The 26826-nt window shown below is 68.6% G+C and carries 21 protein-coding genes; 9 read left to right on the top strand and 12 right to left on the bottom strand.

The window, feature by feature from the left end; translation table 11 throughout:
- Positions 1–3: 3 nt before the first annotated feature.
- On the bottom strand, positions 4–999 hold the full coding sequence (locus E4V01_RS17210) for an SDR family NAD(P)-dependent oxidoreductase (RefSeq protein ID WP_060771158.1): 996 nt from the start codon (positions 997–999) through the stop codon (positions 4–6).
- 500 nt (positions 1000–1499) lie between these two features.
- Here E4V01_RS17210 and E4V01_RS17215 point away from each other — a divergent pair, with 500 nt between their 5' ends.
- Genes E4V01_RS17215 through wecB form a run of 4 tightly spaced genes read left to right on the top strand, consistent with a single transcriptional unit; the run spans position 1500 to position 5304 of the window.
- Complete coding sequence (locus E4V01_RS17215; protein ID WP_193763219.1) at positions 1500–2231, top strand: glutathione S-transferase family protein; 732 nt, start codon at positions 1500–1502, stop codon at positions 2229–2231.
- Between the two features lie 4 nt (positions 2232–2235).
- Positions 2236–3111: an SDR family oxidoreductase gene (locus tag E4V01_RS17220; RefSeq protein ID WP_135299185.1), complete on the top strand. Its 876-nt coding sequence runs from the start codon at positions 2236–2238 to the stop codon at positions 3109–3111.
- The gene (locus E4V01_RS17225; protein ID WP_060771161.1) at positions 3111–4145 is read left to right on the top strand and encodes a polysaccharide biosynthesis protein; all 1035 of its coding nucleotides are present in this window, start codon (positions 3111–3113) and stop codon (positions 4143–4145) included. The genes E4V01_RS17220 and E4V01_RS17225 overlap by 1 nt, the downstream gene beginning before the upstream one ends.
- Positions 4146–4167: 22 nt before the next feature.
- The gene (gene wecB, locus E4V01_RS17230; protein ID WP_060771162.1) at positions 4168–5304 is read left to right on the top strand and encodes a non-hydrolyzing UDP-N-acetylglucosamine 2-epimerase; all 1137 of its coding nucleotides are present in this window, start codon (positions 4168–4170) and stop codon (positions 5302–5304) included.
- A 79-nt stretch (positions 5305–5383) separates the two neighbouring features.
- On the opposite strand, the gene trmFO is transcribed toward wecB, so the two are convergent.
- Positions 5384–6808 (bottom strand): methylenetetrahydrofolate--tRNA-(uracil(54)-C(5))-methyltransferase (FADH(2)-oxidizing) TrmFO, encoded by a 1425-nt coding sequence (trmFO, locus tag E4V01_RS17235; RefSeq protein ID WP_135299235.1) that lies wholly within the window; start codon positions 6806–6808, stop codon positions 5384–5386.
- 298 nt (positions 6809–7106) lie between these two features.
- Between trmFO and E4V01_RS17240 the strand changes: the two genes are divergently transcribed.
- Positions 7107–8729 (top strand): calcium-binding protein, encoded by a 1623-nt coding sequence (locus tag E4V01_RS17240; protein ID WP_135299186.1) that lies wholly within the window; start codon positions 7107–7109, stop codon positions 8727–8729.
- A 31-nt stretch (positions 8730–8760) separates the two neighbouring features.
- Here the strand turns inward: E4V01_RS17240 and E4V01_RS17245 are convergent, their stop codons facing one another.
- Positions 8761–9735 (bottom strand): S1C family serine protease, encoded by a 975-nt coding sequence (locus tag E4V01_RS17245; protein ID WP_135299187.1) that lies wholly within the window; start codon positions 9733–9735, stop codon positions 8761–8763.
- A 438-nt stretch (positions 9736–10173) separates the two neighbouring features.
- Here E4V01_RS17245 and E4V01_RS17250 point away from each other — a divergent pair, with 438 nt between their 5' ends.
- Both E4V01_RS17250 and E4V01_RS17255 read left to right on the top strand, forming a co-directional pair.
- On the top strand, positions 10174–10728 hold the full coding sequence (locus E4V01_RS17250) for a sigma-70 family RNA polymerase sigma factor (RefSeq protein WP_135299188.1): 555 nt from the start codon (positions 10174–10176) through the stop codon (positions 10726–10728).
- Positions 10725–11504, top strand: coding sequence for an anti-sigma factor domain-containing protein (locus tag E4V01_RS17255; RefSeq protein ID WP_135299189.1), 780 nt, complete (start codon positions 10725–10727; stop codon positions 11502–11504). The genes E4V01_RS17250 and E4V01_RS17255 overlap by 4 nt, the downstream gene beginning before the upstream one ends.
- Positions 11505–11727: 223 nt before the next feature.
- Here E4V01_RS17255 and E4V01_RS17260 read toward each other — a convergent pair whose 3' ends face one another.
- From E4V01_RS17260 to E4V01_RS17285, 6 genes are all read right to left on the bottom strand, one after another.
- On the bottom strand, positions 11728–12669 hold the full coding sequence (locus E4V01_RS17260) for a transporter (RefSeq protein ID WP_060771167.1): 942 nt from the start codon (positions 12667–12669) through the stop codon (positions 11728–11730).
- Positions 12670–13221: 552 nt separating this feature from the next.
- Complete coding sequence (gene uvrA, locus E4V01_RS17265; protein WP_135299190.1) at positions 13222–16323, bottom strand: excinuclease ABC subunit UvrA; 3102 nt, start codon at positions 16321–16323, stop codon at positions 13222–13224.
- Positions 16324–16499: 176 nt separating this feature from the next.
- A complete protein-coding gene (locus E4V01_RS17270; RefSeq protein WP_135299191.1) occupies positions 16500–16943 on the bottom strand; it encodes a DUF1772 domain-containing protein in 444 nt (147 codons plus the stop codon).
- A gap of 19 nt (positions 16944–16962) precedes the next feature.
- Positions 16963–17214: a hypothetical protein gene (locus E4V01_RS17275; protein WP_135299192.1), complete on the bottom strand. Its 252-nt coding sequence runs from the start codon at positions 17212–17214 to the stop codon at positions 16963–16965.
- A 9-nt stretch (positions 17215–17223) separates the two neighbouring features.
- Positions 17224–18546, bottom strand: coding sequence for a S8/S53 family peptidase (locus E4V01_RS17280; RefSeq protein ID WP_210234754.1), 1323 nt, complete (start codon positions 18544–18546; stop codon positions 17224–17226).
- Between the two features lie 200 nt (positions 18547–18746).
- Positions 18747–19220 (bottom strand): cupin domain-containing protein, encoded by a 474-nt coding sequence (locus E4V01_RS17285; RefSeq protein ID WP_135299194.1) that lies wholly within the window; start codon positions 19218–19220, stop codon positions 18747–18749.
- A gap of 182 nt (positions 19221–19402) precedes the next feature.
- On the opposite strand from E4V01_RS17285, the gene E4V01_RS17290 reads away from it, so the two are divergent.
- The gene (locus tag E4V01_RS17290; RefSeq protein WP_210234755.1) at positions 19403–20101 is read left to right on the top strand and encodes a glutathione S-transferase family protein; all 699 of its coding nucleotides are present in this window, start codon (positions 19403–19405) and stop codon (positions 20099–20101) included.
- A gap of 135 nt (positions 20102–20236) precedes the next feature.
- Positions 20237–22312: a methyl-accepting chemotaxis protein gene (locus E4V01_RS17295; protein ID WP_135299196.1), complete on the top strand. Its 2076-nt coding sequence runs from the start codon at positions 20237–20239 to the stop codon at positions 22310–22312.
- Between the two features lie 61 nt (positions 22313–22373).
- Here the strand turns inward: E4V01_RS17295 and E4V01_RS17300 are convergent, their stop codons facing one another.
- The 3 genes from E4V01_RS17300 to E4V01_RS17310 form a co-directional block, all read right to left on the bottom strand.
- Complete coding sequence (locus E4V01_RS17300; RefSeq protein ID WP_135299197.1) at positions 22374–22766, bottom strand: response regulator; 393 nt, start codon at positions 22764–22766, stop codon at positions 22374–22376.
- A gap of 103 nt (positions 22767–22869) precedes the next feature.
- Positions 22870–25653 carry a PAS domain S-box protein gene (locus E4V01_RS17305; RefSeq protein WP_135299198.1) on the bottom strand — a complete coding sequence of 928 codons (2784 nt, stop codon included), beginning with the start codon at positions 25651–25653 and terminating at the stop codon, positions 22870–22872.
- A gap of 243 nt (positions 25654–25896) precedes the next feature.
- Entirely contained in the window at positions 25897–26658 is a 762-nt protein-coding gene (locus E4V01_RS17310; RefSeq protein ID WP_060771176.1) for a Crp/Fnr family transcriptional regulator, read from the bottom strand.
- Positions 26659–26826: the final 168 nt, after the last annotated feature.

Raw genomic sequence — 26826 nt, forward strand, 5'->3', positions numbered from 1 at the left:
CTCTCAGACGACGTAGCGATCGACGTCCCGCCGATCGTGCTGGGACCGGAAGTGCTCGATCGTCCTCTCCAGCCCCTCACGCAGGCCGACCTTCGGCGTCCAGCCCGACTGCGCCTGGAACAGGCGGTTGTCGGAGATCAACCGTTCCACTTCGCTCTTGCTCGGGCGGATACGCTGCTCGTCCGTCTCGATCACGGCCTTCGAACCGACGATCTCGAGGATCATGGCCGCCACCTCGCCAACGGTCTGGCCGGAACCGACGCCTAGATTGAAGGTTCCGCCCTCAAGACCTGGGGTCACCGCCGCGGTCAGGAACCCGTTGGCGGTGTCGGTGGCAAAGGTCAGATCCCGCACCGGCGTGGTCGAGCCGAGCTTGATTACAGTCCGCTCGGGCTCCAGCGCTTGCATGATGACGGTCGGAATGAAGGCGCGGGCCGACTGGCGCGGACCGTAGGTGTTGAACGGCCGCACCGTGACCACCGGAACGTCGAAGGACCGGTAGTAGGACTCGGCGATCTTGTCGGCGCCGATTTTCGAGGCCGAGTAGGGCGATTGTCCCTGCAGGGGATGCGCCTCGTCGATCGGGACGTATTGCGCCGACCCGTACACCTCTGACGTGCTGGTATGGACGACGCGCTGCACCCCGTGCCGGCGCGCCGCTTCGAGCACGTTGAGCGTACCCTCGACATTGACCTTCACGTAGTTGCGCGGCGCCAGATACGAGTACGGAATCGCGATCAGCGCAGCGAGATGGAAGACGACATCGATGTCCTTGGTGATCGCCTGAACGTATTCCGGATCGATGATATCGCCAAAGACATACTCGATTTCGCGATCGATCTCAGGGGAGACGCCGGACAGATTTCCGCGGTCCCGCATGGCGTTGTAGTGCAGCAGCGCCGTCACCCTGGCACCCTGCCGCACGGCTTCCTCGGTGAGATGGCTCCCGATGAAGCCACCTGCGCCCGTGACGAGCACGCGTTTTCCGGAAAGGGTCAACCGATTATTCCCCTCGTTCGCGGGTGCGGCGGCTCGTCCTTCGACGCCAACTGCCCGACCATCTCCGGCCCCGGACATGCCTCGGGCCGCTCGCGCGAGGTTCTGACCGCGAGGCTGGGAACCGGAGGCCTGGCCAGCCGATCCGGGCCATTAGCCTAGTTCCCACGCCCGGACAAGCGAGCGCCAAGTTTTGATCCGCCGTGCTACTTGGCAGATTCCAGATTTATCGGATTGAACCGGCTGGGAAGCGACACGATCGGGCTACCAGCCTACCAACTTGCGATGACGACGACGCTCCGCCATCACAACTTGAGGGAAATTTATGTTCAAATACGCACCTAAAGTTGGATCGGTTGCCGCGTATTGACGGTGCCCGTATTGCTTTCGCGTTTGGCGGCGATAAAAGACAAGTCAAAGGCCTTTCGCCTGCGAGTGTGATGCCCGGCATCCGCGCTGTGGGGCGCCGAATTGATGACCTTATGTCCGGTAGGCCGTGCCGGATGAAAACAGAGCACGCCGCCGAGAATGTCTCTGCTGCGGAAACGATTGCAAACAACCGGACAGAAAACCAGGACCGGCGGGGCGGGCTTATGCAGTTGTTCTACGCGCCGCGCTCTCCTTTCTCGCGCAAGATCCTGGCGACGATCGTCGAGCTCGATCTCGCCACGCGGGTCAGCCTCGTTCGGATCGACCCCTGGACCGACGAGACGCTTCGACGGCACAACCCTGCCTCTAAGGTTCCGACACTCCTCTTGGACGACGGCTCGGCCCTGTTCGACTCGCCCGTCATCGCGCGCTACCTCGACACGCTGTCCGGACACATGCTGATCCCGCCCGTACCCCGAACCTGGGACGCACTCCGGCGGGAGGCGCTGGGCGACGGCTTGGCCGAGGCGGTGATTCGCCGGTTCGTCGATCGGCTCGGCCCGCACGATGACCGCCTCGACCGCGTGGTGACGCGACAGGAAGCCGCTATCACCGCAATCCTGGACCGGTTGGAGACAGCGCCGGATTGGATGCAAGCCCCTACCGATCTGGGGCATCTCGCGATTGCCTGCGCCCTCGATTATCTCGACGGACGCTCACCCGAACTCAATTGGAAAACACGAAGCCCCTTGCTCGCAGCGTGGTTCCATGATTTCCGTGCGAGGCCATCGATGAAAATCGCCGCGGATCCGATAATCGGCACCTTTCGGTCCATCAATATCCCGCATCCGCCGGCAGAGGTCTGAGAAGTTGAAGATTGCAGTCTTAGGCTCATCCGGCATGCTTGGAAGCGCCGCCTTCCGATATTTGTCAAAATGCTTTCCTGGGTTGGCCTATGCGACAGCGCGATCCTCGGCGGTAAAAAAGATCTTTCCGGAAGATGCCGCCAACATCTCAACCGGGATCGACGTCGAGAATGCGGACGCGCTGGCCGGCTTCCTGCGTGACGTGCGGCCCGACGTGGTCTTGAATTGCGTGGGAGTCGTCAAGCAGCTCGCCTCCGCCGAGGATCCGCTGGTCGCGATCCCGATCAACGCCATCCTGCCACACCGGCTCGCCCGGCTGGCCGACCTCGTCGGTGCCCGCCTCATCCATGTGAGCACCGATTGTGTCTTCACCGGCCGCAAGGGCGACTACCGCGAAAGTGACGCGCCGGATGCGGCCGATCTGTACGGGCGCTCAAAACTTCTTGGCGAGGTCGATTACCCGAACGCGGTGACGCTGCGCACCTCCATCATCGGTCGTGAGATCGGCAGCCGCAACGGCCTCGTCGAGTGGTTCCTGGCCCAGAGCGGGTCGGTGCGCGGCTACCGGCGGGCGATCTTCTCCGGCCTCACCACCGACGAACTGGTGCGGGTGATCGCCGACCACGTGCTGCCGAACCCAGGCTTGCGCGGCGTCTACCATGTGAGCGTGGACCCGATCAGCAAGTTCGACCTGCTCGGGATCGTCAAGGACGTCTACGGCGTCGCGACCGAGATCGAGCCCGACGATGCGGTGGCGATCGACCGCTCCCTCAACTCGGACCGGTTCCGGGCCGCGGTCGGCTACGCGCCCCCGTCATGGCCGGATCTGATCCGCAACATGCGTCGCTTCGACGACGAAGCCTTCTCACGGATCCGCTGATGTTTTCCGGCAAGACACTCCTCATCACCGGCGGTACCGGCTCCTTCGGCAACGCGGTGATCCAGCGCTTCCTCGCCACCGATATCGGCCAGATCCGCGTCTTCAGCCGCGACGAGAAGAAGCAGGAGGACATGCGCCTCCTGCTGCGCGATCCGCGGATCCGTTTCTTCATCGGCGACGTGCGCGAGTACAACTCGATCGCGCCGGCGGTGAAGGGCGTCGACTACATCTTCCACGCGGCGGCGCTGAAGCAGGTGCCGTCCTGCGAGTTCTATCCGATGGAGGCGGTGCGCACGAACATTCTCGGGGCCGAGAACGTGCTGAACGCCGCGGTCGCCTCCGGCGTCGAGCGGATGGTCGTGCTCTCGACCGACAAGGCGGTCTACCCGATCAACGCCATGGGCCTGTCCAAGGCGATGATGGAGAAGCTGACGATCGCCAAGTCTCGCATGTTGTCCAAGGACGACACGATCCTGTGCGCCACGCGCTACGGCAACGTCATGGCTTCGCGCGGCTCGGTGATTCCGCTCTTCGTGAACCAGATCAAAGAGGGGCGCGACCTCACCATCACCGATCCGACGATGACCCGCTTCCTGATGTCGCTGGAGGATTCGGTCGATCTGGTGCTGTTCGCCTACCAGCGCGGCCAGCAGGGCGACATCTTCGTGCAGAAGGCGCCCGCCTGCACGGTTCAGGATCTGGCCGAAGCCCTGCGGACGATTTTTGAAGCCAAGAACGAGATCAAGATCATCGGCACGCGCCACGGCGAGAAGCTGTACGAGTCCCTGGTCTCGCGCGAGGAGATGGCGCGGGCCGAGGACATGGACGGGTTCTACCGCATCCCCGCCGACGACCGTGACCTGAACTACTCGAAGTTCTTCACCTCCGGCGAGACGGCGATCTCGGCCGCCGAGGACTATACCTCACACAACACGCAGCGGATGAACCAGCAGCAGGTCATCGATCTGTTGCTGAAGCTCGATTACATCCAGCAAGCCCTGAAGCCCGCTTCGCCGGCCAGGGCCGCCTCCTAGTTTCCGATCCGGGACGAGACCTTTGCGCAAGATCCTCACCCTGGTCGGAACGCGGCCCGAACTCGTCAAGATGTCGCTCGTGATCCGGGCACTGGACCGGCTGACGAATCACATCCTCGTCCATACCGGCCAGAACTACGATTACGAGCTGAATCAGGTCTTCTTCGACGACCTCGGCATCCGCAAGCCCGATCACTTCCTCGAAGCGGCCGGCCCGAACGCGGCGGCGACGATCGCCCGGGTGATCGAGCGCGCCGACGCCGTGCTCGAACAGGAACAGCCCGACGCGGTGCTGATCTACGGCGACACCAATTCCGGGCTCGCCGTGATCCCGGCCAAGCGGCGCAAGATCCCGATCTTCCACATGGAGGCGGGCAACCGCTGCTTCGACCCGCGGGTGCCGGAGGAAATCAACCGCAAGGTGATCGACCACCTCAGCGACGTGAACCTCGTGCTGACCGAGCATGCGCGCCGCTACCTCCTGGCCGAGGGGTTGCCGGCCCAGCGCATCTTCAAGGTCGGCTCGCACATGGAAGAGGTGCTGGCCGAGTTCCGCCCGAAGATCGAGGCCTCCGACGTACTGGCCCGGCTCGGGCTCGAACCGGACCGGTTCTTCATCGTCTCGGCCCACCGCGAGGAGAACGTCGACTCACCGGCCCGGCTGCGGGTGTTCCTGGAAGAGCTGGGCCGGCTGCACGCGGCCTTCGGCCTGCCCATCGTCGTCTCGACCCATCCGCGCACCCGCGCCCGGCTCGAGGCGATCGGCGATCTGTCGCTGCCCGAAAGCGTCCGCTTCCTGCCGCCCTTCGGCTTCATCGACTACGTGAAGCTTCAGACGAGCGCCCATTGCGTTCTGTCCGACAGCGGCACCATCGCCGAGGAAGCGGCCCTGCTCGACCTGCCGGCGGTCACCTTCCGCGACGCGCACGAGCGGCCCGAGGGCATGGATGCCGGCACGCTGATCGTGGCGCCGCTCGGCAAGGTCGATCTGGTCGAGGCGGTGCGTGCGGTGCGCGACGGCTACGGTGAGGGCCGCCGCTTCGCCGGGGCCGTGCCGGATTACCAGGGCGGCGCGGTCTCGACCAAGGTCGTGCGGATCGTCCTGTCCACCATCGATCAGGTCAACCACACGGTGTGGTCGAAGCCCGGCCCCTTCTGAAAGTCCCGGGTTTCCAAAGGGCCTCACGGCCCTTTGGCGCATCTTCAGGGCCACGCCCTGAACCCGGCGAAGCCGCTCTCTACTCCGCCGCGTGCGGAAGTCGCTCACCCGCGATCCAGGCAGCGAGGTCTTCCCGCGCCCGGTCGGTCAGTGCGCGCTTCTTGAGCGCCGCCTTCTCGGGTCCGCGCAGGCGCTTGCCGGTCTCGTTGCGCGGCATCTGCGCCAGCGGCGGGAACAGCCCGAAATTCACGTTCATCGGCTGGAACGAGCGCGGTGCGTTGCGCTCTGCTTCCTCGGTCGCCTCGACGTGTCCGCCGGTGATGTGGCCGATGAGTGCCCCGAGCGCGGTCGTCGGGGGCAGAGGGGCGAGCGTCTGCCCGTCCGTTTCGGCGAGCGCATAGCGGCCGGCCATCAGCCCGACCGCGGCGCTCTCGACATAACCCTCGCAGCCGGTGATCTGGCCGGCGAAGCGAAGCTGGGGCCGTGCCTTCAGCCGCAGGGTCGCGTCGAGCAGGCGCGGGCTGTCGAGATAGGTGTTGCGGTGCAGGCCGCCGAGCCGGGCGAACTCGGCATTTTCCAGCCCCGGAATCGTGCGGAAGACGCGGACCTGCTCGGCGTGGCGCAACTTGGTCTGGAAGCCCACCATGTTGAACAGGGTGCCGAGCGCATTGTCCTGGCGCAATTGGACGATGGCGTAGGCCTTCACGGTCGGGTTGTGCGGGTTGGTGAGCCCGACCGGCTTCATCGGCCCGTGGCGCAGGGTCTCGGGCCCGCGCTCGGCCATCACCTCGATCGGCAGGCAGCCGTCGAAATAGGGGGTCGAGGCCTCCCATTCCTTGAACGCCGTCTTCTCGCCCGCGATCAGCGCGGCGACGAAGGCCTCGTACTGCGCCCGGTCCATCGGGCAGTTGAGGTAGTCCGCCCCCGTGCCGCCGGGACCGGCCTTGTCGTAGCGGGACTGGAACCACGCCTTGCCCATGTCGATCGAGTCGCGGTGGACGATCGGGGCGATGGCGTCGAAGAAGGCAAGCGATTCCCGACCCGTCAGCGTGCCGACCGCCTCGGCCAGCGCCGGGGAGGTGAGGGGGCCGGTGGCGAGAATGGTCGAACCCCAGTCCTCGGGGGGAAGGCCGGCGACCTCCTCACGGACGATGGTGATGTTGGGGTGTTCCTCCAGCGCCGCGGTGACGGCCCGCGAAAACCCCTCGCGATCGACGGCGAGCGCCCCGCCCGCGGGCACTTGGTGGGCGTCCGCCGTGCGCATGATCAGCGAGTCGAGGCTGCGCATCTCCTGATGCAGCAGGCCGACGGCGTTGCCGTTGGCGTCGTCCGAGCGGAAGGAATTGGAGCAGACCAGTTCGGCCAGCCCGTCGGTGTGGTGGGCATCGGTGGCGCGAACGGGCCGCATCTCGTGCAGCACGACCGTGCGGCCGCCCTGCGCGACCTGCCAGGCCGCTTCGGAACCGGCGAGGCCACCGCCGACGATATGGATCGGGTTCGTCATCGCGACGGAATAGAACCACGCGGCCGCGCGATCAATGCGGGCGGGCACGCGAACCGGAGGCGAAGCGGGGTGCGGCCGGCGCGACGGACAGGATGCCGCTCCATCGCCGCGTCGGCGAAGCGCACCGGACACCCTCAATGCCGCAGGCCCCTCTCGCGAACCGGCGCAACCGCTCCGGAAGACTTAAGCCGCAATTGCTCGCGGGTGCCACATCGCGGCCGAGACAGGCAAACCGCGCCGGCATTACCGTGGGGCCCTCGTCCCCGATATCCGGGCCGGTCAAGCGGAGCGGACGGCAATGGCGATCTCTCCCGACGGGGCGCTGCCCTACTTCGTGTACGACGGCTACCTCGTCTCGCTCTATCCGTGGCAGGGCCAGCACGTCGCGCTCCTGACATCGGCCAACGATCTCGACGGCGATGTCATGCAGGACGTCCTGAACAGGATCGACGCCGCCTACGAGGTCTACCTCGCCATCACCGGGCAGGCTCCGACCCCGTACCGGGCCTATAACGGCCTACTCACGATCGCCGAGGTGCCCACGGCGCTCGGAGGCGCGGCGAACGCGATCGGCTTTCTGGGAGCCTCCGGCATCGAGCTCACGACCGGCGCGTTCGATCAGCTCTACGCCGGCGCGGCCGAAGACGGCACATTCGATCAGACCGTCTTCTACGAACTCGGGCGGAACTTCTGGTTCTACGGTCCGCAACTCGGGACCGTGGATGCCTTCGTCACGGGGTTCGCGATCGCCAACCGGTTCGTGTCGATGCAGGAGGCCGGCATCCCCGGCAGCGCGTTCGGGGCCCTGCCCTTCGACGAATTCAAGCAGTCCATCCTCGAAGATCTTGCGCAGACCTTCTTCGGGGAGGCGGGCACCACGCTCGCCAACACCCTCGGCGCGGCGACCGGCGTTCCGAACGCCAACAATTGGGGTGCTGCGGACCTCGCCGCCTCCCTGCTCAGCCAAGTCTACGAGGATCTCGGCCTCGACGCCTACGGGCGCTTCTATCAGGAACTCGCCGGCCGTCCCGCCGCGGGCACGCCGGAAGAGGCCTTCGCCAATCTGGTCGCCGCCGCGAGTCAGGCCACCGGGATCGACTACGGCTTCCTGAACAAGGCCGAGGGCGTCGCCTATGTCGTCGGCGGCCGGGGCGACGACCGGCTCGAGGCCGACGGAAGCGGCAACCCGGTCCTGGGCTTTGCCGGCGACGACACGCTCATCGGCACGGCCGGCGCCGACCGGCTGTTCGGCGACGCGGGCGACGACGTCCTGCGCGGCGGAGGCGGCCGCGATCAGCTCGTGGGCGGGGCTGGCGACGACACCTACTTCGTCGACACGCCCGGCGACCATGTGTTCGAGGGTCGGGGGCAGGGCACCGACAGGCTCGTGGCGACGAGCGCGTACACACTGGCTGCCGGCCAGGAGATCGAGATCCTGCAACTCGCCGAGAGTACCGGATGCGCGCCGCTGTCCCTTACCGGAAACGCCTTCGGCCAGCGGCTGATCGGCAATGCCGGCGACAACAGGCTCGCTGGCGGCGGCGGTGACGACAGCCTTGCGGGCGGCCTCGGCGCCGACCGGCTCACGGGCGGAGCGGGCGCCGATGCCTTCGTGTTCGACACCCGGCTCGGTCGCGGCAACATCGATCACGTCAGGGATTTCGCGTCACAGGACGACGTGTTCCACCTCGACCACGCGGTCTTCTCAAGCCTCGACATCGGGGCGCTGACGCCCGGGCAGTTCAAGAACCTGGGTCCGGCCAAGGCGATCAAAGCGGATGCCGACGACCGCATCCTCTACAAGCAGAAGACGGGCGAGCTGTTCTACGATGCCGACGGCAGCGGCCGGAAAGAGGCCGTCCTGATCGCGGTGCTGGACAACCACGCCGCCCTCGACCACACGGATTTCCTCATCGTGTGATCCCGCCTTCCGTATGGCGCAAGGCCGACTGTCAGTGCAGCTTCGGTCCGATCAGGAACCGGTCGCGATCGACCGAGGTCAGCGCGAGCCGGGTCAGGCGCCCGTCCCGGTTGACCGTGAGGGGGACGCGCACCCCCGCCTCGCCGAGTGCCCAGACCTGCCGGAAGAGGCCGGCGAGGTCGGCGACCGGCTCGCCCGCCACCTCGGTCAGCACGTCGCCCGCGCGCAGGTCGGCGGCCTCCGCCGGGCCCCTGTCGGCGGTCCCCATCACCACGACGCCGTCCTCGGTCTCGGTGGCGTAGAGGCCGAGCCAGGGGCGGGGCGGGCGGTCGGCCCGGCCGCGGCTCTCGAGATCGGCCAGGATCGGCGGCAGGAGTTCGATCGGTACGACCATGTTGATCGCCCGCCCCGCCCCTGTGCCGCCCTGCTGGAGTTGAAGCGAGCCGATGCCGACCAGCGCGCCGTCGGCCCCGATCAGGGCGGTGCCGCCCCAGTGCGGATGGGCGGGGGTGGTGAACAGGGCCTCGTCGAGGACGTACTCCCAGTAGCCGGCGAATTCCTGCCGGGCGACGAGTTCGACCGCGAGGCTGTGCGAGCGCCCGCCCGCCCCCGCGACCACGGCCCGCTCGCCGACCTTCAGCGTATCCGAACGCCCGAGCCTCAGGGCGGGTAGGCCGAGGCGACCCAGGGCCTGGACCAGGCCGAAGCCGGTCTCCCCGTCATAGCCGACGACGTAGGCCGGCACCGAGCGCCCGTCATGGGTGGTGAGCCAGACGCTCTCGGCCTCCAGCACGAGGTAGCCGATGGTGAGCACCAGCCCGTCCTCGCGGATCACCACGCCGTTGCCCGCCCGCTCGGTGCCGAGCGTCTCCGCCGTGAAGGCCTCCGCCGGCACCCGCGCGGAGAGGGAGACGACCGAGGTCAGCGCCCGCTCCAGATCGTAGGCGTAGTCGCCGGCCTTCGGCTGCAGGGCGGCCGGAATCCTGAATTCGCCGTGCGCGGACATGTTCTGCAATTTCCCTGCGCCCCGCTCCGCCGCCGCCCGTGGACCGACTTCCGCGGAAACGGCGGCCGCCGGGGCGGTCGCATCCGTCTCCCGTCCGTGAGGTTCGCCGGGCTGCGCTCCCGACACAGATAGGCGGCGCATCTCGCCCCGACACCCGCCCGCCGCCGCGTCGAAAGGCACCGGCGCCACGCCCCGACACCACGCCCGCCGTTTCGCCCCGAACGAGCGCTCTTCGCGCCGCGAAACCGCCGAAACGGCTTCGCGATTGCCCTGTCGACATCGCGACGGCCTGTGGTGCGTCGGCAAAGCCTCCGATAGGGTGCCGCTCCCTGTCCCGCCGCGCTGAGCGCCCGGCGGACGCCTCTCATCCAGACGCACCGGAACCATGTCGCGTCCTCCGACGACCTCCCTCCGCGCCGCGCCCGCCGGAAGCGGGCCGTGACGCCGCACGACGGAGAACTGGCCGGGATGCTGGACCGCGTCGCCCGCCAGGACGTGGCGGCCCTGCGGGCGCTCTACGACCGGACCGCGCCGAAACTTTTCGGGATCATCCTGCGTATCCAGCGAGACCGGAGCCTCGCCGAGGACGTGCTTCAGGATGTCTACCTGAAGGTCTGGCAGTCGGCGGGCTCCTACGCGCCCTCCGCCGGGGCCCCACTTCCGTGGCTGTGTACGATCGCGCGCAACCGGGCCATCGACGGGCTGCGCCGCCGGAGCGAGGTTCCGATGCCGTCTGGTGAAAGCGGGGAGGCCTGGATGGAGCGCCTCGTCGCCCCGACCGACGAGGAAGGCGCCTTCCTCGACCGCGACGCGCTCGTCGCCTGCCTGTCCCGGCTCGATCCGACGCAGCGCGACTGCGTCGTGCTGGCCTATTGCGAGGGCTGGTCGCGCGAGGAACTCGCCGAACGCTTCGAGCGGCCCGTCAACACCGTCAAGACCTGGCTGCACCGGACGCTGGCCGCCCTGAAATCCTGCCTGGAGCGTATCGCGTGAGCGGCGGCAGCGGCAGACCGGAACCGGCGGAACGCGACCTGCGGGCGGCCGAGTACGTGCTCGGCACCCTCGATGCGGGTGAGCGCGCCGCGTTCGAATTGGAGCGGGCGGTCGATCCGGCCACCGAGGCCGCCGTCCGCGCCTGGGAGCGGCGTCTCGCCCCGCTCGCGCGCGCCGTGCCCGCGGTCGAGCCGCCAGCCCATATCTGGCCGGAGATCGCCCAAAAGATTGCCGAAGGGATCGCGCGCGGCACCGCGGCGGACGATCCCGCCCCCCGGCCGGACCAAGCCGGCGCCGCCAACGACAACCGCCTGCGCGACCTGCGGCGGCAACTCCGGCTCTGGCGCTTCACCGCGGCGGGGGCGGGGCTGGTCGCCGCCAGCCTCGCGCTGGTGGTGCTCACCGGTGCGCCGCGGCTCGGCGAGGAGCGGGCGGGCGGCGCGGGGGAGGGCCGCTACGTCGCCGTGGTCACGAGCGCGGGCGACCTGCCGGCCCTGATCGTCAGCGTCGACACCGAAGCCGGCACCGCCCGGGTGCGGCCGGTGGCGGCGCAGGCGCCGGCCGGCCACAGTCTGGAACTCTGGTATGTCGGGCCGGGCGCCGCCCCGAAGCCGATCGGTCTCGTCGAAGGCGAGGCCACCCGCATCCGCCTGCCGCCGGAGGCCGGACGCGGCGGGGACGGCGTCATCGCCGTGTCGGTGGAGCCGCCGGGCGGCTCGCCCACCGGCAAGCCCACCGGGCAGGTGATCTACACCGGCAAGCTGATCCGGGAATAGGACGCGCCCCACCGGGGCCGCCCCTTCCGGAATCGAAGCGATTCTCACGCTCAAGCATCGTCTTGTCTTTGCATCGTCTTTTTTCGAAAGCCGGCAACCACCTTTCGGGACGATGCTCTCACCGTCCCGAAACGGACAAAGCCGCCCAGCCTTGCGGCGGGACGGCTTCGTGACCTTGAACAGACCGGGGACGCGATGGGCGCCCCCGATCGGATCGATCAGCTCAGTACTTGCGAACGAGCGGGGCCGGCATCGGGGCCGGGGCGGCCGCCGGGGTGTAGAGCGGGGCCACGATGCGGAACCAGCCGTCGGTGCTCTCGCGCAGGCCGGCCGTGGTCACGACGTCGCGGGCGACGTAGGCCTGAACCGAGAACGGTCCGAAGTCGTAGCCGATGAGACCGCCGAGAGCGAACCGGCCACCGCGACCGATGCGGCTGGTCGGGTCGTTCACGAAGGCGAGCAGGTTCGGGTCGAGGTTGACCGTGCCGTAGCCGATGGCGCCGATCTCGAACTTGCCGAACTTCTTGGTCGCGGTCAGGTCGAGGTTGAACGCGTCCGAGATCTGCACCGGGCCGAAGAAGCCGGGGATGCCGTTGCGGCCGTCGAAGCGGCTGGGCGAGTCGTAGAAGTTGTAGGTCAGGTTGGCGGTCAGGTTGTAGCCGTCGCCGGTGTAGCTGACGGCACCGCCGACACGGTAGGTGTTGGAGGCCAGGATGTTGAGGCCGCCGCCGCGACCGGCGTTCAGCTCGTTGAGGTAGGAACCGCCGAGCAGGCTGACGCCGATGTTGCCGCCGAGGTCGAACGCCCAGATCGCGCCGACGAAGGTGCCGACGTTGATCGAGGTGTCACGGCCGCCGGCCGCGCGGCTGAAGGTGAACACGGTCGGGGGGGCCACGACGAACTCGAGCCGGCCGCCGAACGGCACGTAGGGGGTCGCCCACACGAGGATCGGGATGTTGACCGCGGTGTCGACCGAGGTCGCGTTCGGGCCATCCGGGCTGCGGTAGGTGAAGGTGTTGATCGCGTAGATGCCCTCGGGGAGCGGCGCGCCAACGGCCAGACCGACCTGCTCACCAGGAACCGTGGTCGACTGCGCCTGGGCAACGGTCGTCGTCATTCCGGCCGTGAGCGCAATGGCGCCAGCGGCGAGCCAGTTCTTCATCATTTTTCTCGTTCCTTCCCAAGGATTTCAGGCGTCCGCCCCGTAGCGCCTGCATCGCCTCTCGCCTCCCTCTCTCCCCGGAGTGGATGGCTGGTGTGATGCCGGTGCCCCCTACGGCCGCACCTCAAGTCTCGACGTCGGGAACTATTCTACAGACCGCCCGCGAAAGACAGGGGATTGCCTCCAATCTCGGCAGTTCGAACCCTACCGTTGCTCAAAAGCCGCATTTTTGCTGCGAAGCAACCAAGGGCTTAACGACCTCTTAACGCAATCCATCTTGGACGAATGCCTTCCCGCGAGCGGGATTCAGGCGAAATAGTACATTGTCCTCAAGTCATTGGCCGCCGCATCCGACCGGGATTCTTCGGCAGAAGGGGCCGGGCAGTTGCGCAAATGCGAACGCGGGTTGTGGGCTCGGCCGGCACCGACGGCGCCGTCACCAGGGGCCGGACGGACCGGTCCAGCCGACCGAATCGCCCCTCGGCCCGGCCCCCGGCCGCGCAGGAACCCATCACCATCAGGTTGCGCCGGCCCGCCCGCTTCGGCCAGCGCTCCCTATTCGGCGGCCTGACGGCCCGCGGCGTTGGTGCGGCGGCGCGATGCGGCGCCCGCCTTCTCCTTGCCGGTGTCCTTGGCTGCGCCCTTGGCCGCATCCTTGGCGGCCTTCCCGGCCGGGCGCCGCGCCAGCACCTCGCGCAGGAAGCGCCCGGTATGGCTCGCCGTGCTCGCGGCGATCTCCTCGGGCGTGCCCTGGGCCACGACGCGGCCGCCGCCGTCGCCGCCCTCGGGGCCCATGTCGATCACCCAATCGGCGGTCTTGATGACCTCCAGATTGTGCTCGATCACCACGACGGTGTTGCCCTGATCGACCAGTTCGTGGAGCACCTCCATGAGCTTGGCGACGTCGTGGAAATGTAGCCCGGTGGTCGGCTCGTCGAGGATATAGAGGGTGCGGCCGGTGGCGCGCTTCGACAGCTCCTTGGAGAGCTTCACCCTTTGCGCCTCGCCGCCCGAGAGCGTGGTCGCCTGCTGGCCGACGCGGACGTAGTGCAGGCCGACGCGGGCCAGCGTTTCCATCTTTTCGCGGATCGACGGCACGGCCTTGAACAGGTCGGCGGCCTCCTCCACCGTCATGTCGAGGACGTCGGCGATGGACCTGTTGCGGTAGCGCACCTCCAGCGTCTCGCGGTCGTAGCGCTTGCCCTTGCACACGTCACAGGTGACGTAGACGTCGGGCAGGAAGTGCATCTCGATCTTGATGACGCCGTCGCCCGAGCAGGCCTCGCAGCGCCCGCCCTTCACGTTGAACGAGAAGCGCCCGGCCTGGTAGCCGCGGGCCTTGGCCTCGGGCAGGCCGGCGAACCAGTCGCGGATCGGGGTGAAGGCGCCGGTATAGGTCGCCGGGTTCGAGCGCGGGGTGCGGCCGATCGGCGACTGGTCGATGTCGATGACCTTGTCGAGATGCTCCAATCCCTCGATCCGCTCGAACGGGGCCGGGTGCTCCAGGGCGCCGTTGAGGCGCTTGGCCGCCGCCTTGTAGAGCGTGTCGATGATCAGCGTGGACTTGCCGCCGCCGGAGACGCCGCTGATGCAGGTGAAGGTGCCGAGCGGGATCTCCGCCGTCACGTTCTTCAGGTTGTGGCCGCGCGCGCCGACCAGCCGCAGCATCCCGCGTCCGGGCTTGCGCCGGGCTTTGGGCGTGCGCACCGAGAGTTCGCCGGTGAGGTACTTCGCGGTGAGCGAAGCTGGATCCTTGAGAAGCTCTTCGGGCGTGCCCTGCGCGACGATCTCGCCGCCATGGATGCCGGCGCCCGGACCCACATCGACCACGTAGTCGGCCTGGAGGATCGCGTCCTCGTCGTGCTCGACCACGATGACCGAGTTGCCCAGATCCCGCAGGCGCTTGAGCGTGCCGAGCAGGCGCTCGTTGTCTCGCTGGTGCAGGCCGATCGACGGCTCGTCGAGCACGTAGAGCACGCCGGTGAGGCCCGAGCCGATCTGCGAGGCGAGCCGGATGCGCTGGCTCTCGCCGCCCGACAGCGAGCCCGAGCCGCGGGCAAGCGTCAGGTATTCGAGGCCGACATCGACGAGGAAGGTCAGCCGGTCGCGGATCTCCTTGAGGATGCGGACCGCGATCTCGTTCTGCTTGTCCGTCAGCTTGCCCGAGATCTCCGAGAACCAGCGATGCGCCTCGCGCACCGAGAGGGCGGTGACTTGGCCGATATCCTGCCGGTCGATCTTGACCGCGAGCGCCTCGGGCTTGAGCCGCTTGCCGTCGCAGGCGGCGCAAGGGGTGGCGCTCATGAAGCGGCCGATCTCCTCGCGGGAGGCATCGCTCTCGGTCTCCTTGTAGCGCCGCTCCAGGTTCGGGATCACGCCCTCGAACGGCTTGTTGACCGAGTAGGAGCGCAGGCCGTCGTTGTAGTCGAAGCGCACCGATTCCTTGGCCGTCCCGTAGAGGATCACCTCGCGGGCCTGCGCGGGCAGCGCCGACCACGCCACGGACGTCTTGAAGCCGAAATGCTTGGCCAGCGCGTCGAGCGTCTGGTCGTAATAGGGTGAGGTCGATTTCGCCCAGGGGCCCACCGCCCCGCGCTTGAGCGTCAGGCTCGCGTCCGAGATCACCAGTTCGGGGTCGATCCGCATCTCGTGGCCGATGCCGCCGCAGGTCGGGCAGGCGCCGAACGGGTTGTTGAACGAGAACAGCCGCGGCTCGATCTCGGGGATGGTGAAGCCGGAGACCGGGCAGGCGAAGCGCGACGAGAACGTGATTTTTTTTGGCGCCTCGCCCTCCGGTGCGTCGGCGAACTCGATGTCGGCGATGCCGTCGGCCAGATCGAGCGCGGTCTCGAAGGAATCGGCCAGCCGCGCGGCGATGTCGGCGCGCACGACGATGCGGTCCACCACCACGTCGATGTCGTGCTTGAGCTTCTTGTCGAGCTTCGGCGCGTCGTCGATCGGATAGTACTCGCCGTCGATGCGAAGGCGCTGAAAGCCCTTCTTCTGGAACTCGGCGATCTCCTTGCGGTACTCGCCCTTCCGCCCCCGGACCACGGGGGCGAGGAGATACAGCCGGGTCTTCTCCGGCAGTTCCAGCACCCGGTCGACCATCTGGCTGACGGTCTGGCTCTCGATCGGCTCGCCGGTGGCGGGCGAGTAGGGGATGCCGACCCGCGCCCAGAGCAGGCGCATGTAATCGTAGATCTCGGTCACCGTGCCGACGGTGGAGCGCGGGTTCTTCGAGGTGGTCTTCTGCTCGATGGAGATCGCCGGCGAGAGCCCGTCGATCTGATCGACGTCGGGCTTGCTCATCATCTCCAGGAACTGGCGGGCATAGGCCGAGAGCGATTCGACGTAGCGGCGCTGGCCCTCCGCGTAGATCGTGTCGAAGGCCAGCGACGACTTGCCCGAACCCGACAGGCCGGTGAACACCACGAACCGGTCGCGGGGGATCGTCAGATCGACGTTCTTGAGATTGTGCTCGCGGGCGCCGCGCACCGAGATGACGCGGGTGTCGCGCGCGGCCGGGGCCGCCGCGTCGAACAGGGCGGAGAGGCGCGCGTCGGTCTGTTCCTCGGACTTGACCTTCGTCTTGGCCGTGTTTTTGGCCGTGTTTTTGGCCGCGGTCTCGGCTTTGCGGGCTTTGGCTGTGGCCATGGACGACAAAATCTCTGCGACGATCCGGGCGACCCGATGCACGGCCCCCGATCTGTTCGGACAGGCAGCGGGCATGCCGCGCGCGCAAAACAGGTTCCGGGGACGGAAGATGGGTTCCGGGCGGCGTGAAACCACTAGAACGGAACAGGTACGACGGCAATGCCGGCCCGAAACGTTCAAGCAACGGTCAAGCTGACGAGCGTCCAGAACAGGATCAGCACCGCCATCCCACCGAGCGCGACGCGGCCCGCATGCAGGCGGCCCCAGCGCGCGACGAGGATGCGGACCTCCGGCCCCGCCGCCATCGGCGCGATGGCCTCGAGGCGCCGGTTGACCGGCATGATCACGATGAGCGTGTAGGGCCAGTTCGCCACGAGCACGAATCCGCCCGCGAGAAAGCCGAGCCGCCCGGTGAGCCACCATGCCGGCGCGGCGCAGAGGAAGCCGATGACGGCCAGGCTCCCCTGCATGGCGGTGCCGCCCCGATAGGCCCGGCGCCATTGCACCAGAAGGGCGGGCTCCGGGATCAGCAGCCGCGCCGGCTGCTCGGCGACGAGGATGTAGAGGGCCGCGCCCGTAAACAGGGCGGCGAGGATGAGAGCGAGGAGACCGGGGATCATGGCGTCCGCGGGCCGTGCCTCAAGGACCAAACGGTGCGATCTTCGGATTCGAGAAGGGACCCTGGACATCTTCGTCGTCTGACGACGTCTTCGGAATCTCGGACGCACGCACTTGGACGGCGTAGAGGTGCCGGCCAGGATCGACCGGCACAACGCCGAATTCTCTATCGAGCGCATCCTTGTGCACGCCGATCGCCTTGGCGGCTTGCGTGATTCCCGGTCTTGCTCCGAGAAGCGCGACGGTCATGAGCACCGTATCGGTCTCAGCCATGACGAGAACCTACAAACCATAATGGGTCGCTACCGGTAGCGGCCGGATGATACCCGTACCGTAGTCCGGGTTCCAGCCCGGTCCGGGCTTGCCCAGTGCCTGCGCCCGAATGGTGGCGAAGAGCGAAGCCGGCGGCACCTGGGCAGCCGCGAGGCGGGTGCGCAGCGCCGCCACGCACCCCGCAGCGACGGGACAGGCGGTCGAGGTTCCGCCGTCGGCCCGGCCCGGCCCGTAAGCTTCGGAGCCCAGGAAATGCGTGTAGGCCGTCACGTCGGGCTTGTCGGGACTCATCCCGGCAATGCCCGGCCCCTGAGACGAGTAACCGACGCGTCGGTCCTTGGTATCGCATCCAGCGAGCGTCAGAACATCGGGATGGGCGTTCGCGCCCGTGATCGTGTTCGTGACGAGGCCTTGGCAGCGGCCATCGGGACAGTTCGCGCCGCAATTTCCGGCGGCGAAGAGGATGTCGACCCCGGCGCGGGCCAGGGTCCCGACAATCAGGTTGAAAGGATGATTGGGATTGTCGGCGTAGCGCCCCGGATGCCCGGCCGGAAAGTCCCAACTCGGGTGGTACATGCCCCAACTGTTGTTGACGACGAGGCTGGAGAACCGCCAGGCGGCAGTGCGAATCCGGCTCAGCAGATAGGAGTAGGCGAGCAGGGCGTCGCTGAGGAATCCCGACATGACGCTGCCTCCCGGCGTCGTCGAATGCAGAATCGGGAAGTCGAGCAGGGTGGCCCTCGGAGCGGCAATCAGGGCGTCGTACGCGCACATGGTGCCATGGCCGACGGCGTAGGCCCCTGGCGTCCACGGCAGACCCGGCGGTGCCCATCCGTACCTGCGACTCAGCTTATGCTTCAGCCCGCGGCTCTTCAGGTGCGCGAGGTTGACCCCTGTATCCATGATCGCCAGGGCGGCGCCCTTCCCATCGAGCCCCTTCGCCCGCAACCCCGCCGTGTCGAGCTTCCGTTCGACATCGGCCGTTCCGCCGACTGGAGCATTGTTCGGGCAGACGATGAAGGTTCCGATTTCGGGATCGGCGAAAACACCGAAGTCGGACTGTCTGTCGCCGAGTTCGTCCAAGCGATTGGTCTCGACGGTGCCACGGGCGACGAAGACCGGAGCCTGTCCCGGCGCCGCGGCCTCGAAGGCAACATCTCCGGCATGGGTGCCGGCAATGGGCAGGGCAGGGAACGTTCGATCCAGGACGAAGCCCGCCCTGTCCGTCACCGCATCGATCGCGAGACCCGATGGTTCCGCGGCAAAGGCCGCCGCAGCCGACGACCGCAATGTCTCACGCGCCGGCATCGTGACGAGGCAGGAAACACGCATCGACACCCCCTCCATTCAATAAACAATATTTCGAATATGCAATAAAATGGGACTTTTTCAAGCTTCCGCGCAATTAATGCAGTAAACGCCCAAACCCGCAATCACGAAATTGAGATCGCGCGAATTTTCGAATCAGTCCAAGGCATTTGTGTTCCAGGCCACTCTTTGAGGCCAACCCGCGCGCCATCGGATGCTTGTCGTCATGTCGATCGTTCCGATGAGCCGCAACACTCAGCGTTCCGCGCCATGAAGCTCGCCGCCGTCCCGTCCTCCGGGTTCACGAAGACGATGTCGGTGGGTTCGCGCCGCGGCGTGTCGACCGAGAGGAACACCAGGGGCTCCTCCAGGATCTGCGGCAGGGCGTGGACGGTGCGCCGATCGAACAGCAGGAGCTGGCCGGGGCCGAACGCCGCCTCGGTCCCCGCCTCACCGATCCAGAAGGTGCCGCGGCCCGACAGGCAGACGAGCACCTCGTCGCAGGTCGCGTGGTAGTGCGGCGGGGTCGGGCGGTAGACCCGGAACACCCGCACGCTCGCCGTCTCCCGATCGGACAGGTAGGTATCGACGAGCAGGGTCGATGCGGAGGCGGGCAGCTCCCGCGCGATGGCGTGGAGGTCGAAGCGGCCCCCCTCGGACAGGACGGGGGAGGGCGCGGGGGTGTCGGGCTTCGCCATGCGCGTCTCCGGACGGGCTTCCTTGCAGGATGTCCGACGGGTCTTTTGCAGGCCCCGTGCGACTCAACGGCTCAAGACGGCGGACCCGGACCGGTTCCGCCCCCGTTCCGACTCGACGCGACGCGCCGTCCGCCTACCTGCGGGGGCCGGCTTGTCCCGAGCATTCGTCAGGAGCCCGACCCGTGGCCGAATTCCGCGTCTACACCTCGCCGTCCGCCTTCCCGAACCCGCAGAGGCTCCGGCTCTTCTGCCATGAGAAGGGGATCGCCGATCGCATCGACGAGGTGATCTACGACATGACCCCGGGCGGCGAGCAGCGCGGCTGGCGCCACCTCAAGAGGAACCCGTGGGGCGAGACGCCGACGCTGGAGCTGCCCGACGGGACCTATCTGGCGGAGACCGCAGGCATCGTCCGCTTCCTCGACGGGCACTTCCCCGGCCGCAGGATCATGGGCGACAGCGCTCTGGAGCAGGGCCAGGACCAGATGTGGGACGACCGGATCTGGGTGCAGATCCTCTACCGGCTCACCACGGCCTTCCACGTGCTGCACGAGGGGTTGGGGCACAAGCTCGAACTGACCCGCAACCCGCAATGGGGCGAGCATTGCCGCAAGGAGGCGATCGCCCATGCCGGACTCGTCGACCGCCATCTCGCCGACGGGCGCGACTGGCTGCTCGGTGGGCCGGAGCCGACCTTCGCCGATATCACGCTGTGCACGGCCGTCGCCTTCTCGAAGTTCGGGCCCGTGGCCACGCCGCTGGACGAGCGCTTCGAGAGCCTCGACCGGTTCTGGCAGCGCTGGAAGCAGCGCCCGGCTTTCCGCGCGGCCTACCGTGACGGCGGAGGCATCGAAGAACTCGCCGGCCTCGCAGCCAACTGAGACGCCTCCACCATCGTCTCGGGCGGTGAAATGGTCACCGGCCTGCGTAAACTTTAAGCAATCACGCCCCGGCGAAATCTTTACTTTACGTAGCGTGAGCACGGTCCGGGCACCTTCTCTCCGGATCTTGCTGCCATGCGTTCGCGTGTTTCTTCGCCCTCTTCCCTCTCCGCCGTACTGCCTTCGTCCCTGCGGGCCCGCATCGTCGCGGTGGCCATGATTCCCTGCCTCGCCTTCGGCGCCGTCGCGGGGGTGGCGGTCGCGGAGCGGGCGGGGCAGGGGCGGGCGATGGCGCGGATGGAGGAGCAGGTCGGCCTCTCGGTGCGGATCGGCGCCTTCGTCCACGAGGCGCAGAAGGAGCGGGGCGCCTCCAGCCTCTATCTCGCCTCGAAGGGCACCCAGTTCGCTCCGGAACTCGCGGCACAGCGCAAGCTGACGGATGCGGCCCGCGCCGCCCTGACCGCGGATCTCGAGGCCGGCGGCACGGATGCGGCGTTCGCACGCAAGGCGGCGGCCCTGCGCGAGAAGCTCGGCGGGATCGAGCGCCACCGTGGCGCGGTGGACCGGCTGGAGGCCAGCGTGCCGGCCAATCTCGCGTTCTACAGCGGCGTCATCGCGGAGGCCCTCGGGGCCGTGCGCGGGGTGGCGCAGATTGCGGCGGACCCGGCCATCGGCGCCCGCGTTTCCGCCCTGTCCGCCTTTCTCTCGCTCAAGGAATTCGCCGGCCAGGAGCGGGCGGCCGCCTCCGCCGTGTTCGCCGCGGGCGCGATCGACCTCGCGGGTCTGCGCCGGCTCGCGGGGCTGGCCTCGGATCAGGCGACCTTCGAGGGGCAGTTTCGCGCCGCGGGCCCCACGGAGGAGATCGCCGCGCTCGATGCCGCGAATACCTCGGAGGCCGCCCGCGAGGTCGCCCGGCTCCGCGGCCTCGCCCTCGGCACGGCCCCCGGCCAGACGCTCGCCTTCACCGACGCCAAGGGCTGGTTCGGGCTCGCGACGCAGCGCATCGATGGGCTGAAGGGGATCGAGGACCGGCTGACGGCCGGTCTGGCGCGGGCGGCCGGGGCGGCCCGGTCGCAGGCCGAGCGCACGGTGCTGCTCTGGGCCGGGGCGGCACTGGCGACCCTGCTGCTCTCGGTGGCGCTCGCCTTCGGCCTCGGCTCGGCGATCGCGGGTCCGTTGAGCCGGATGGCACGGGCACTGACCGCGATCGGACGCGGCGAGACCGAGGTCGAGATCCCGGTCAAGGGTCCGGGCGAGCTGCGCGCCATCGCGGCCGCGGCTTTGGCCTTCCGCGACAGCGTGGCCGAGCGCGCCCGCATCCGCGCGGCGCAGGAGCGCGGCGCCGAGGAGGAGAGCGCCCGCCGCCACGCCGCCATGATGGCGGTGGCCGACGGCTTCGAGGCCCGGGTCGGCGGCATCGTCGAAGCGGTCTCGGCGGCGGCCCATCAACTGGAGGGCGCCGCCCGGGCGATGAGCACGGCCGCGGGCCAAACCTCCGCCCTGAGCGCGTCGGCCGCGAAGGCCTCGGCCCAGGCGGCGCGCTCCTCCGACGGCATTGCCGCGGCGACGGAAGAACTCTCGGCCTCGATCCGCGAGATCTCCGCCCAGGTCGGCTCGTCGGCGCTGGCGGCGAACGCAGCCGAGGAGGAGGCGGCCCGCACCGCCGGAGAGGTCGAGCGCCTCGCCGCCGCCGCCAACAATGTCGGCCGGATCGTCGGACTGATCTCGGAGATCGCCGGGCAGACCAACCTGCTGGCGCTGAACGCCACCATCGAGGCGGCCCGCGCGGGCGAGGCGGGCCGGGGCTTTGCCGTGGTCGCGGCGGAGGTGAAGGGCCTCGCCGCCCAGACCGCCCGCGCCACCGACGAGATCGCCGGGCGGATGGCAGAGATCGAGGCCGCGACCGGCGCCTCGGTCTTAGGCATCACCGGCATCGCCCGCACCATCCGCGACCTGTCGCGGATCTCCAACGACATCGCCGCCGCGGTCGAGGAGCAGGGCGCGGCCACCGCCGAGATCGCCCGCACCACGGTCGAGACCTCGCAGGGCACGCGCCGCGCCTCGGAGGACGTGGCCGGCGTGGCCCACACGGCCAACGACGCCAGCACCGGCTCGGGCCAAGTCCTCGATGCGGCAAGCGACCTCGCCCGTCAGGCTGCGGCGCTGCGCCTGGAGGTCGGCGGGTTCCTGGCGCAGGTGCGGGCGGCCTGAGTCAGGGGATCCCAAAGAGATCATCCCTTTGGCGGGGTGCCGGCCTATTCGAAGGCGACGGTCACATGCAGAGCTGCGCCAACGCCTCCCGGGCGAAGGCCGGCGTGAGGGGCTTTGCGGCGAAGCGAACGCCCGCGGGCAGCGTGCCGGGGGAAAGACCGGCCGAGAGAGCGATGAGGACGAGATCCGGCCTGCGCCGGGCGATCTCGCAGGTCAGGGCGAACCGGGCCCCGGGCAAGATCAAGGGCAGGTCGGCATCGACAACGACGAGGCGCAGCCCCGCGTGGCGCTCGATCTGGAGGAGCGCGCTCTGTGCACTCCAAGCCTCCAGCACCTCGAAGCCCGCCTCCGCCAGACGATCCGCCGTTTCGATGCGCGCGGCGGTTTCGCTTTCCACGACGAGTGCCAGTGGCCGCCCGTCACCGTTCGGGGCAGGTGGAACGGGCAGATCCATGAAGCGTCGCATGTCCTTGGAGCGCGCCTGGGAGCATGCCTGGGCGGTCCTGCCGACAAGCGGTGAGCGGGCGGGTTCGTTGCCCCCCGCGTCGCTTTTGCTGCTATTCTTTTTCGAGAAGCCCCCTCAGGGGCGCCCTGATCCGGCAGGTCACCCCCTCTCGGGCGTAGATCATCTGCGTCTCGCCGCCGACCGCCCCCGAGAACCCGCGCTCGATCAGCCGCGAGCCGAAGCCCTTGCGGGTGGGCGCGGCGACGGGCGGCCCGCCGGTCTCGGCCCAGGTCATCGTCACGACCGGCTCGGCCTCCCCCGCATCCTCCGGCCAACGCGCCTGCGCGACGGTCCAGTCCACCCCGACGCACCCGCCCGGCACCGAGAAGGCACCGTACTTGGCGGCATTGGTGGCGAGCTCGTGGATCATCAGGGCCAGCGACAGGGCGGCTTTCGGCCCGACCTCCAGGGCCGGGCCGGACAGGTGGATGCGGCCGGGCTCGCCGTCGTCGTGGATGGTGAGCGCGCCGGCGATCACCGCCTCCAGCGCCGCCCCCTCGCCCTCGCCCGAGAGCAGGATGTCGTGCGCCTTGCCGAGCGCGACCAGCCGGGCCACCAGCGCCTCCTTCACCGAGGCGATGTCGGTCGCGTTGCGCAGCGTCTGCGAGGCGATGGCCTGGGCCATGGTCAGGGTGTTCTTCAGCCGGTGGCTCAGTTCGCGGTTGAGGAAGCGCTGCTGCTCCTCGGCCTGGATCCGGGCGAGCGCCACGGAGATCCGTCCGGCCACCTCGCGGACGAAATCGACCTCGCCCGCGTCCCAGGCCCGGGGTTCGGCGGCGTGGACATAGACGAGGCCGACGAGGTCGCCCCGCCGCGTCAAGGGCACGCCGACCAGCGCACGGGCGCCGGCCGCCGCGTAGCCGCCCGCATCCGGCGCGAGGTCCGCCTCGGCGGTCAGATCGGGCACGGCCAGGATCTCGCCGCGGCGCAGCCGCGCGAGCATGCCCGGAAACGGCGCGGGGCTCATCGTCCCGTCCGGTCTCTCGTGCCCGATCGCGAAGCCGCCGACGGCGGCATCGATGGCCGCGTAGCCCGCATCCGAGAGGTCGAGGGTGCGCCTGAGGATCCGGGCCGCGATCCCACGGATCTCGGTGGGGCCGGCGGCGTCGCGCAATGTGTCGCCGAGTTCGATCAGCGCCTTCTGGCGTACCTCGATCGCCTTCTCCGCGGTGATGTCCTCGATCATCGCCGTGGCCTGGATCGCCTCGCCGCGCACCTGCGAGACGAGGTTGACCCGGCCCCAGATCAGGCGCCCGTCCTTGCGGCGGTAGCGCTTCTCCAGGGTCTCGCGCACGATCTCGCCCGCGGCGAGCCGGCGGTGGAGCTGGTCGCGCGCCGCTGCCTCCGCCTCCGGCGTCCACTTGGCGACGGAATGGCCGACGATGTCGGATTCGTCCGCTCCCCAGATCGCGCAGAGCTTCGGGTTGGCCTCCAGCGCGACCATGGTGCGCGGATCGATCTGCACGATGCCGATATTCGCGCCCTCGACCACCGCCCGGAGCTGGGCGGCGACGCGGTTGCGCTCAGTCAGATCCAGCATGGCGCCGATCATGCGCAGCGGCGTGCCGTCGGCTCCGCGCACCATCGAACCGCGGTCGAGCACGTCGGCGTAGGCGCCGTCGGCGCGGCGGAAGCGGTATTCGTGGTGCCAATCGTGGCCGTCGCCGCCGATGACGCGGCGGATACCCGCCTCGACGCGGGGGCGATCCTCGGCGTGGATGTGGTCGAGCCACCACCGGCCGGTCGGCTCGACCGTCTCCGGCGCCCAGCCATAGGCGGCCTGAAGGGCCTCGTTCCACAGCACGTGGTCGGCGACGAGGTCCCAATCCCAGATCGCGTCGTTGGTGGCGCGGGTGACGAGGCGGTAGCGCTCCTTGGTGGCGGCGACGGCGACCTGGGCCATCTGCTCGGCGGTGACGTCGCGCACCGTGCCGACGAAGCGCCGCGCCCGTCTGATCCCCTCATCCCTTTCGACGACGAGCGTGCCGCGGGCCGCGACCCAGGCGATCACCGTGCCGTCATCCGTCACCGTGCGGTAGGTGGCATCGAACAGGCCGGGCCCGGCGGGGTCGAGGGCCGCCTGCACGGCGGCATCGGTGCGCGCCCGGTCCTCGGGGTGGAGGCGGGCGAGGAACGTATCGGCATAGCTCACAGCCTCGTCCGGCCCGACCCCGAACAGGGCGCGGGTCCGCCCGTCCCAGGCGAGGGTGCCCGCCACGAGGTCGTGGTCGAAAATGCCGGCACCGGCCGCCTCGATTGCGAGCCGCAGACGGAACTCGCTGTCGGCCAGGGCCGCGGCCTCGGTCTTCCGGGCCGCGATGCCCCGGCGCAGTTCGAGCTGCGTCATCACCGTGCGGGCGAGCGCTTCGAGACCTGCGCCCTGGGCAGCACTCAGACCCTCCGGCCGGGGCACGGTGTCGAGCACGCACAGGGTGCCGATCGCCATATCCTCCGACGTCACCAGGGGCGCGCCGGCATAGAAGCGTATGCCGGGCTCCCCCGTGACCAACGGGTTGGTGCGGGTGCGCGGGTCGGCCGCGAGATCGGGAATGACCAGCAGGCCACGCCCGGCCAGGGCGTGAACGCAGACCGAGCGGTCGAGCCCGGTCTCGCCGGGGGCGAAGCCGAGCCGCGCCTTGAACCATTGCCGGTCGCCGGTCACCAGGCTGACGAGGGCGGTCGGCGTGGCGCAGAGCTGGGCGGCCAAAGCCGCGGCATCGTCGAAGGCGGCCTCGGCGGGCGTGTCGAGGATGCCGTAGCGGGCCAGCGCGGCCAGCCGCCCGGCCTCTCCGTCGGCCTCACCGGATGCTGGAAAATCGTCGGGCGGTCGGCTCATGGACGGACCCGGCAAGGACGAACCCGGCGAGCCGGATGATCACGGCGCCCTTCTTCCGGAGCCACCTGAAGCGGCCCGCCATCCGGACAGGCGCGATGGTGCCCCGGTGACGTGTCGGGCACAAGACGCCTGCCGAAATCGCCGTGCTCCCAGATGGATAATCCGAGATGTCCGTCTGGCTCGGGGGCGACCGAGAGCATCGTCATTGTCCGAAAGCCGGGATCCACCTTGCGGGACGATGCTCTACTCGGGCGGCTTGATCGCGATGAGGCGACCGTTCGGGCTGTAGACCGCACCGAGCACGGTCTCGTAATGGCGCTTGACGCAGGCATGGCACTCGCAAGCGACCTCCTCGATCGCCGCCCGGTTGACGACGGTGATGCGCCCGCGCCCGACCTCGATCAGTCCCTGCTGCTGCAGCATCCGCAGGATGCGGGTGAGATAGGTGCGCTGCACGCCGAGCATCGCGGCGAGCGATTCCTGGGTGATCGGCAGAACGTTGCTGTCGAGGCGGTCCTGAAGGGTCAGGAGCCAGCGCAGGCAGCGCTCCTCGATCGGATGGAGGGCGTTGCAGGCGACCGATTGCAGCACCTGCGCGAGCAGGCAGTCGGAGTAGCGGGTGAACAGGTTGCGCAGGGATTCAGAGCGCCGCTTGGCCTCCTGCAGCCGCACCGACTCCATCCGCAGGACCGGACCGGCGATCTGGATCAGGGCATGGGTCGAGGCCGGCAGGCCGCCATTGCTGACCACGCCGCCCACCGCGCCCTCGCGGCCGATCGTGGCGGTCTCGGCGCTGCGCCCGTCGATCATCGAGATCAGCAGAGTGACGACGGTCTGCTCGAGGGGGAAAGTGATGAAATCCACCTCCCGGCCGGCGGCGAACAGCGTCTCGCCGCGCTGGTATTCCAGCCGCTCCAGATCGGGCAGAAGCTGGCCGCGATCCTCAGGGCTCAGACAGTTCAGGAGCAGGTTGCCTTCAAAGCAGCGCTCTGTGGCTGAAGGCATGTACAACTCGAAGTCCGTCTGGTCGCCGAGCCGGCTCCTAGCGCAAGGGTTGCCGCGCAGTCTGTCTACAAGTATACATATAGAGCGTTTAACACAAAAAAATCCAGGCCCCGGGCAAGGTCAAGGCCAAGTTGTATCGCTCGCCTGTACGAAAGCATGCATAAAGGC

Origin of the sequence: Methylorubrum sp. Q1, assembly GCF_004683995.1 — a bacterium.
In the GTDB taxonomy this organism is placed as follows: domain Bacteria; phylum Pseudomonadota; class Alphaproteobacteria; order Rhizobiales; family Beijerinckiaceae; genus Methylobacterium.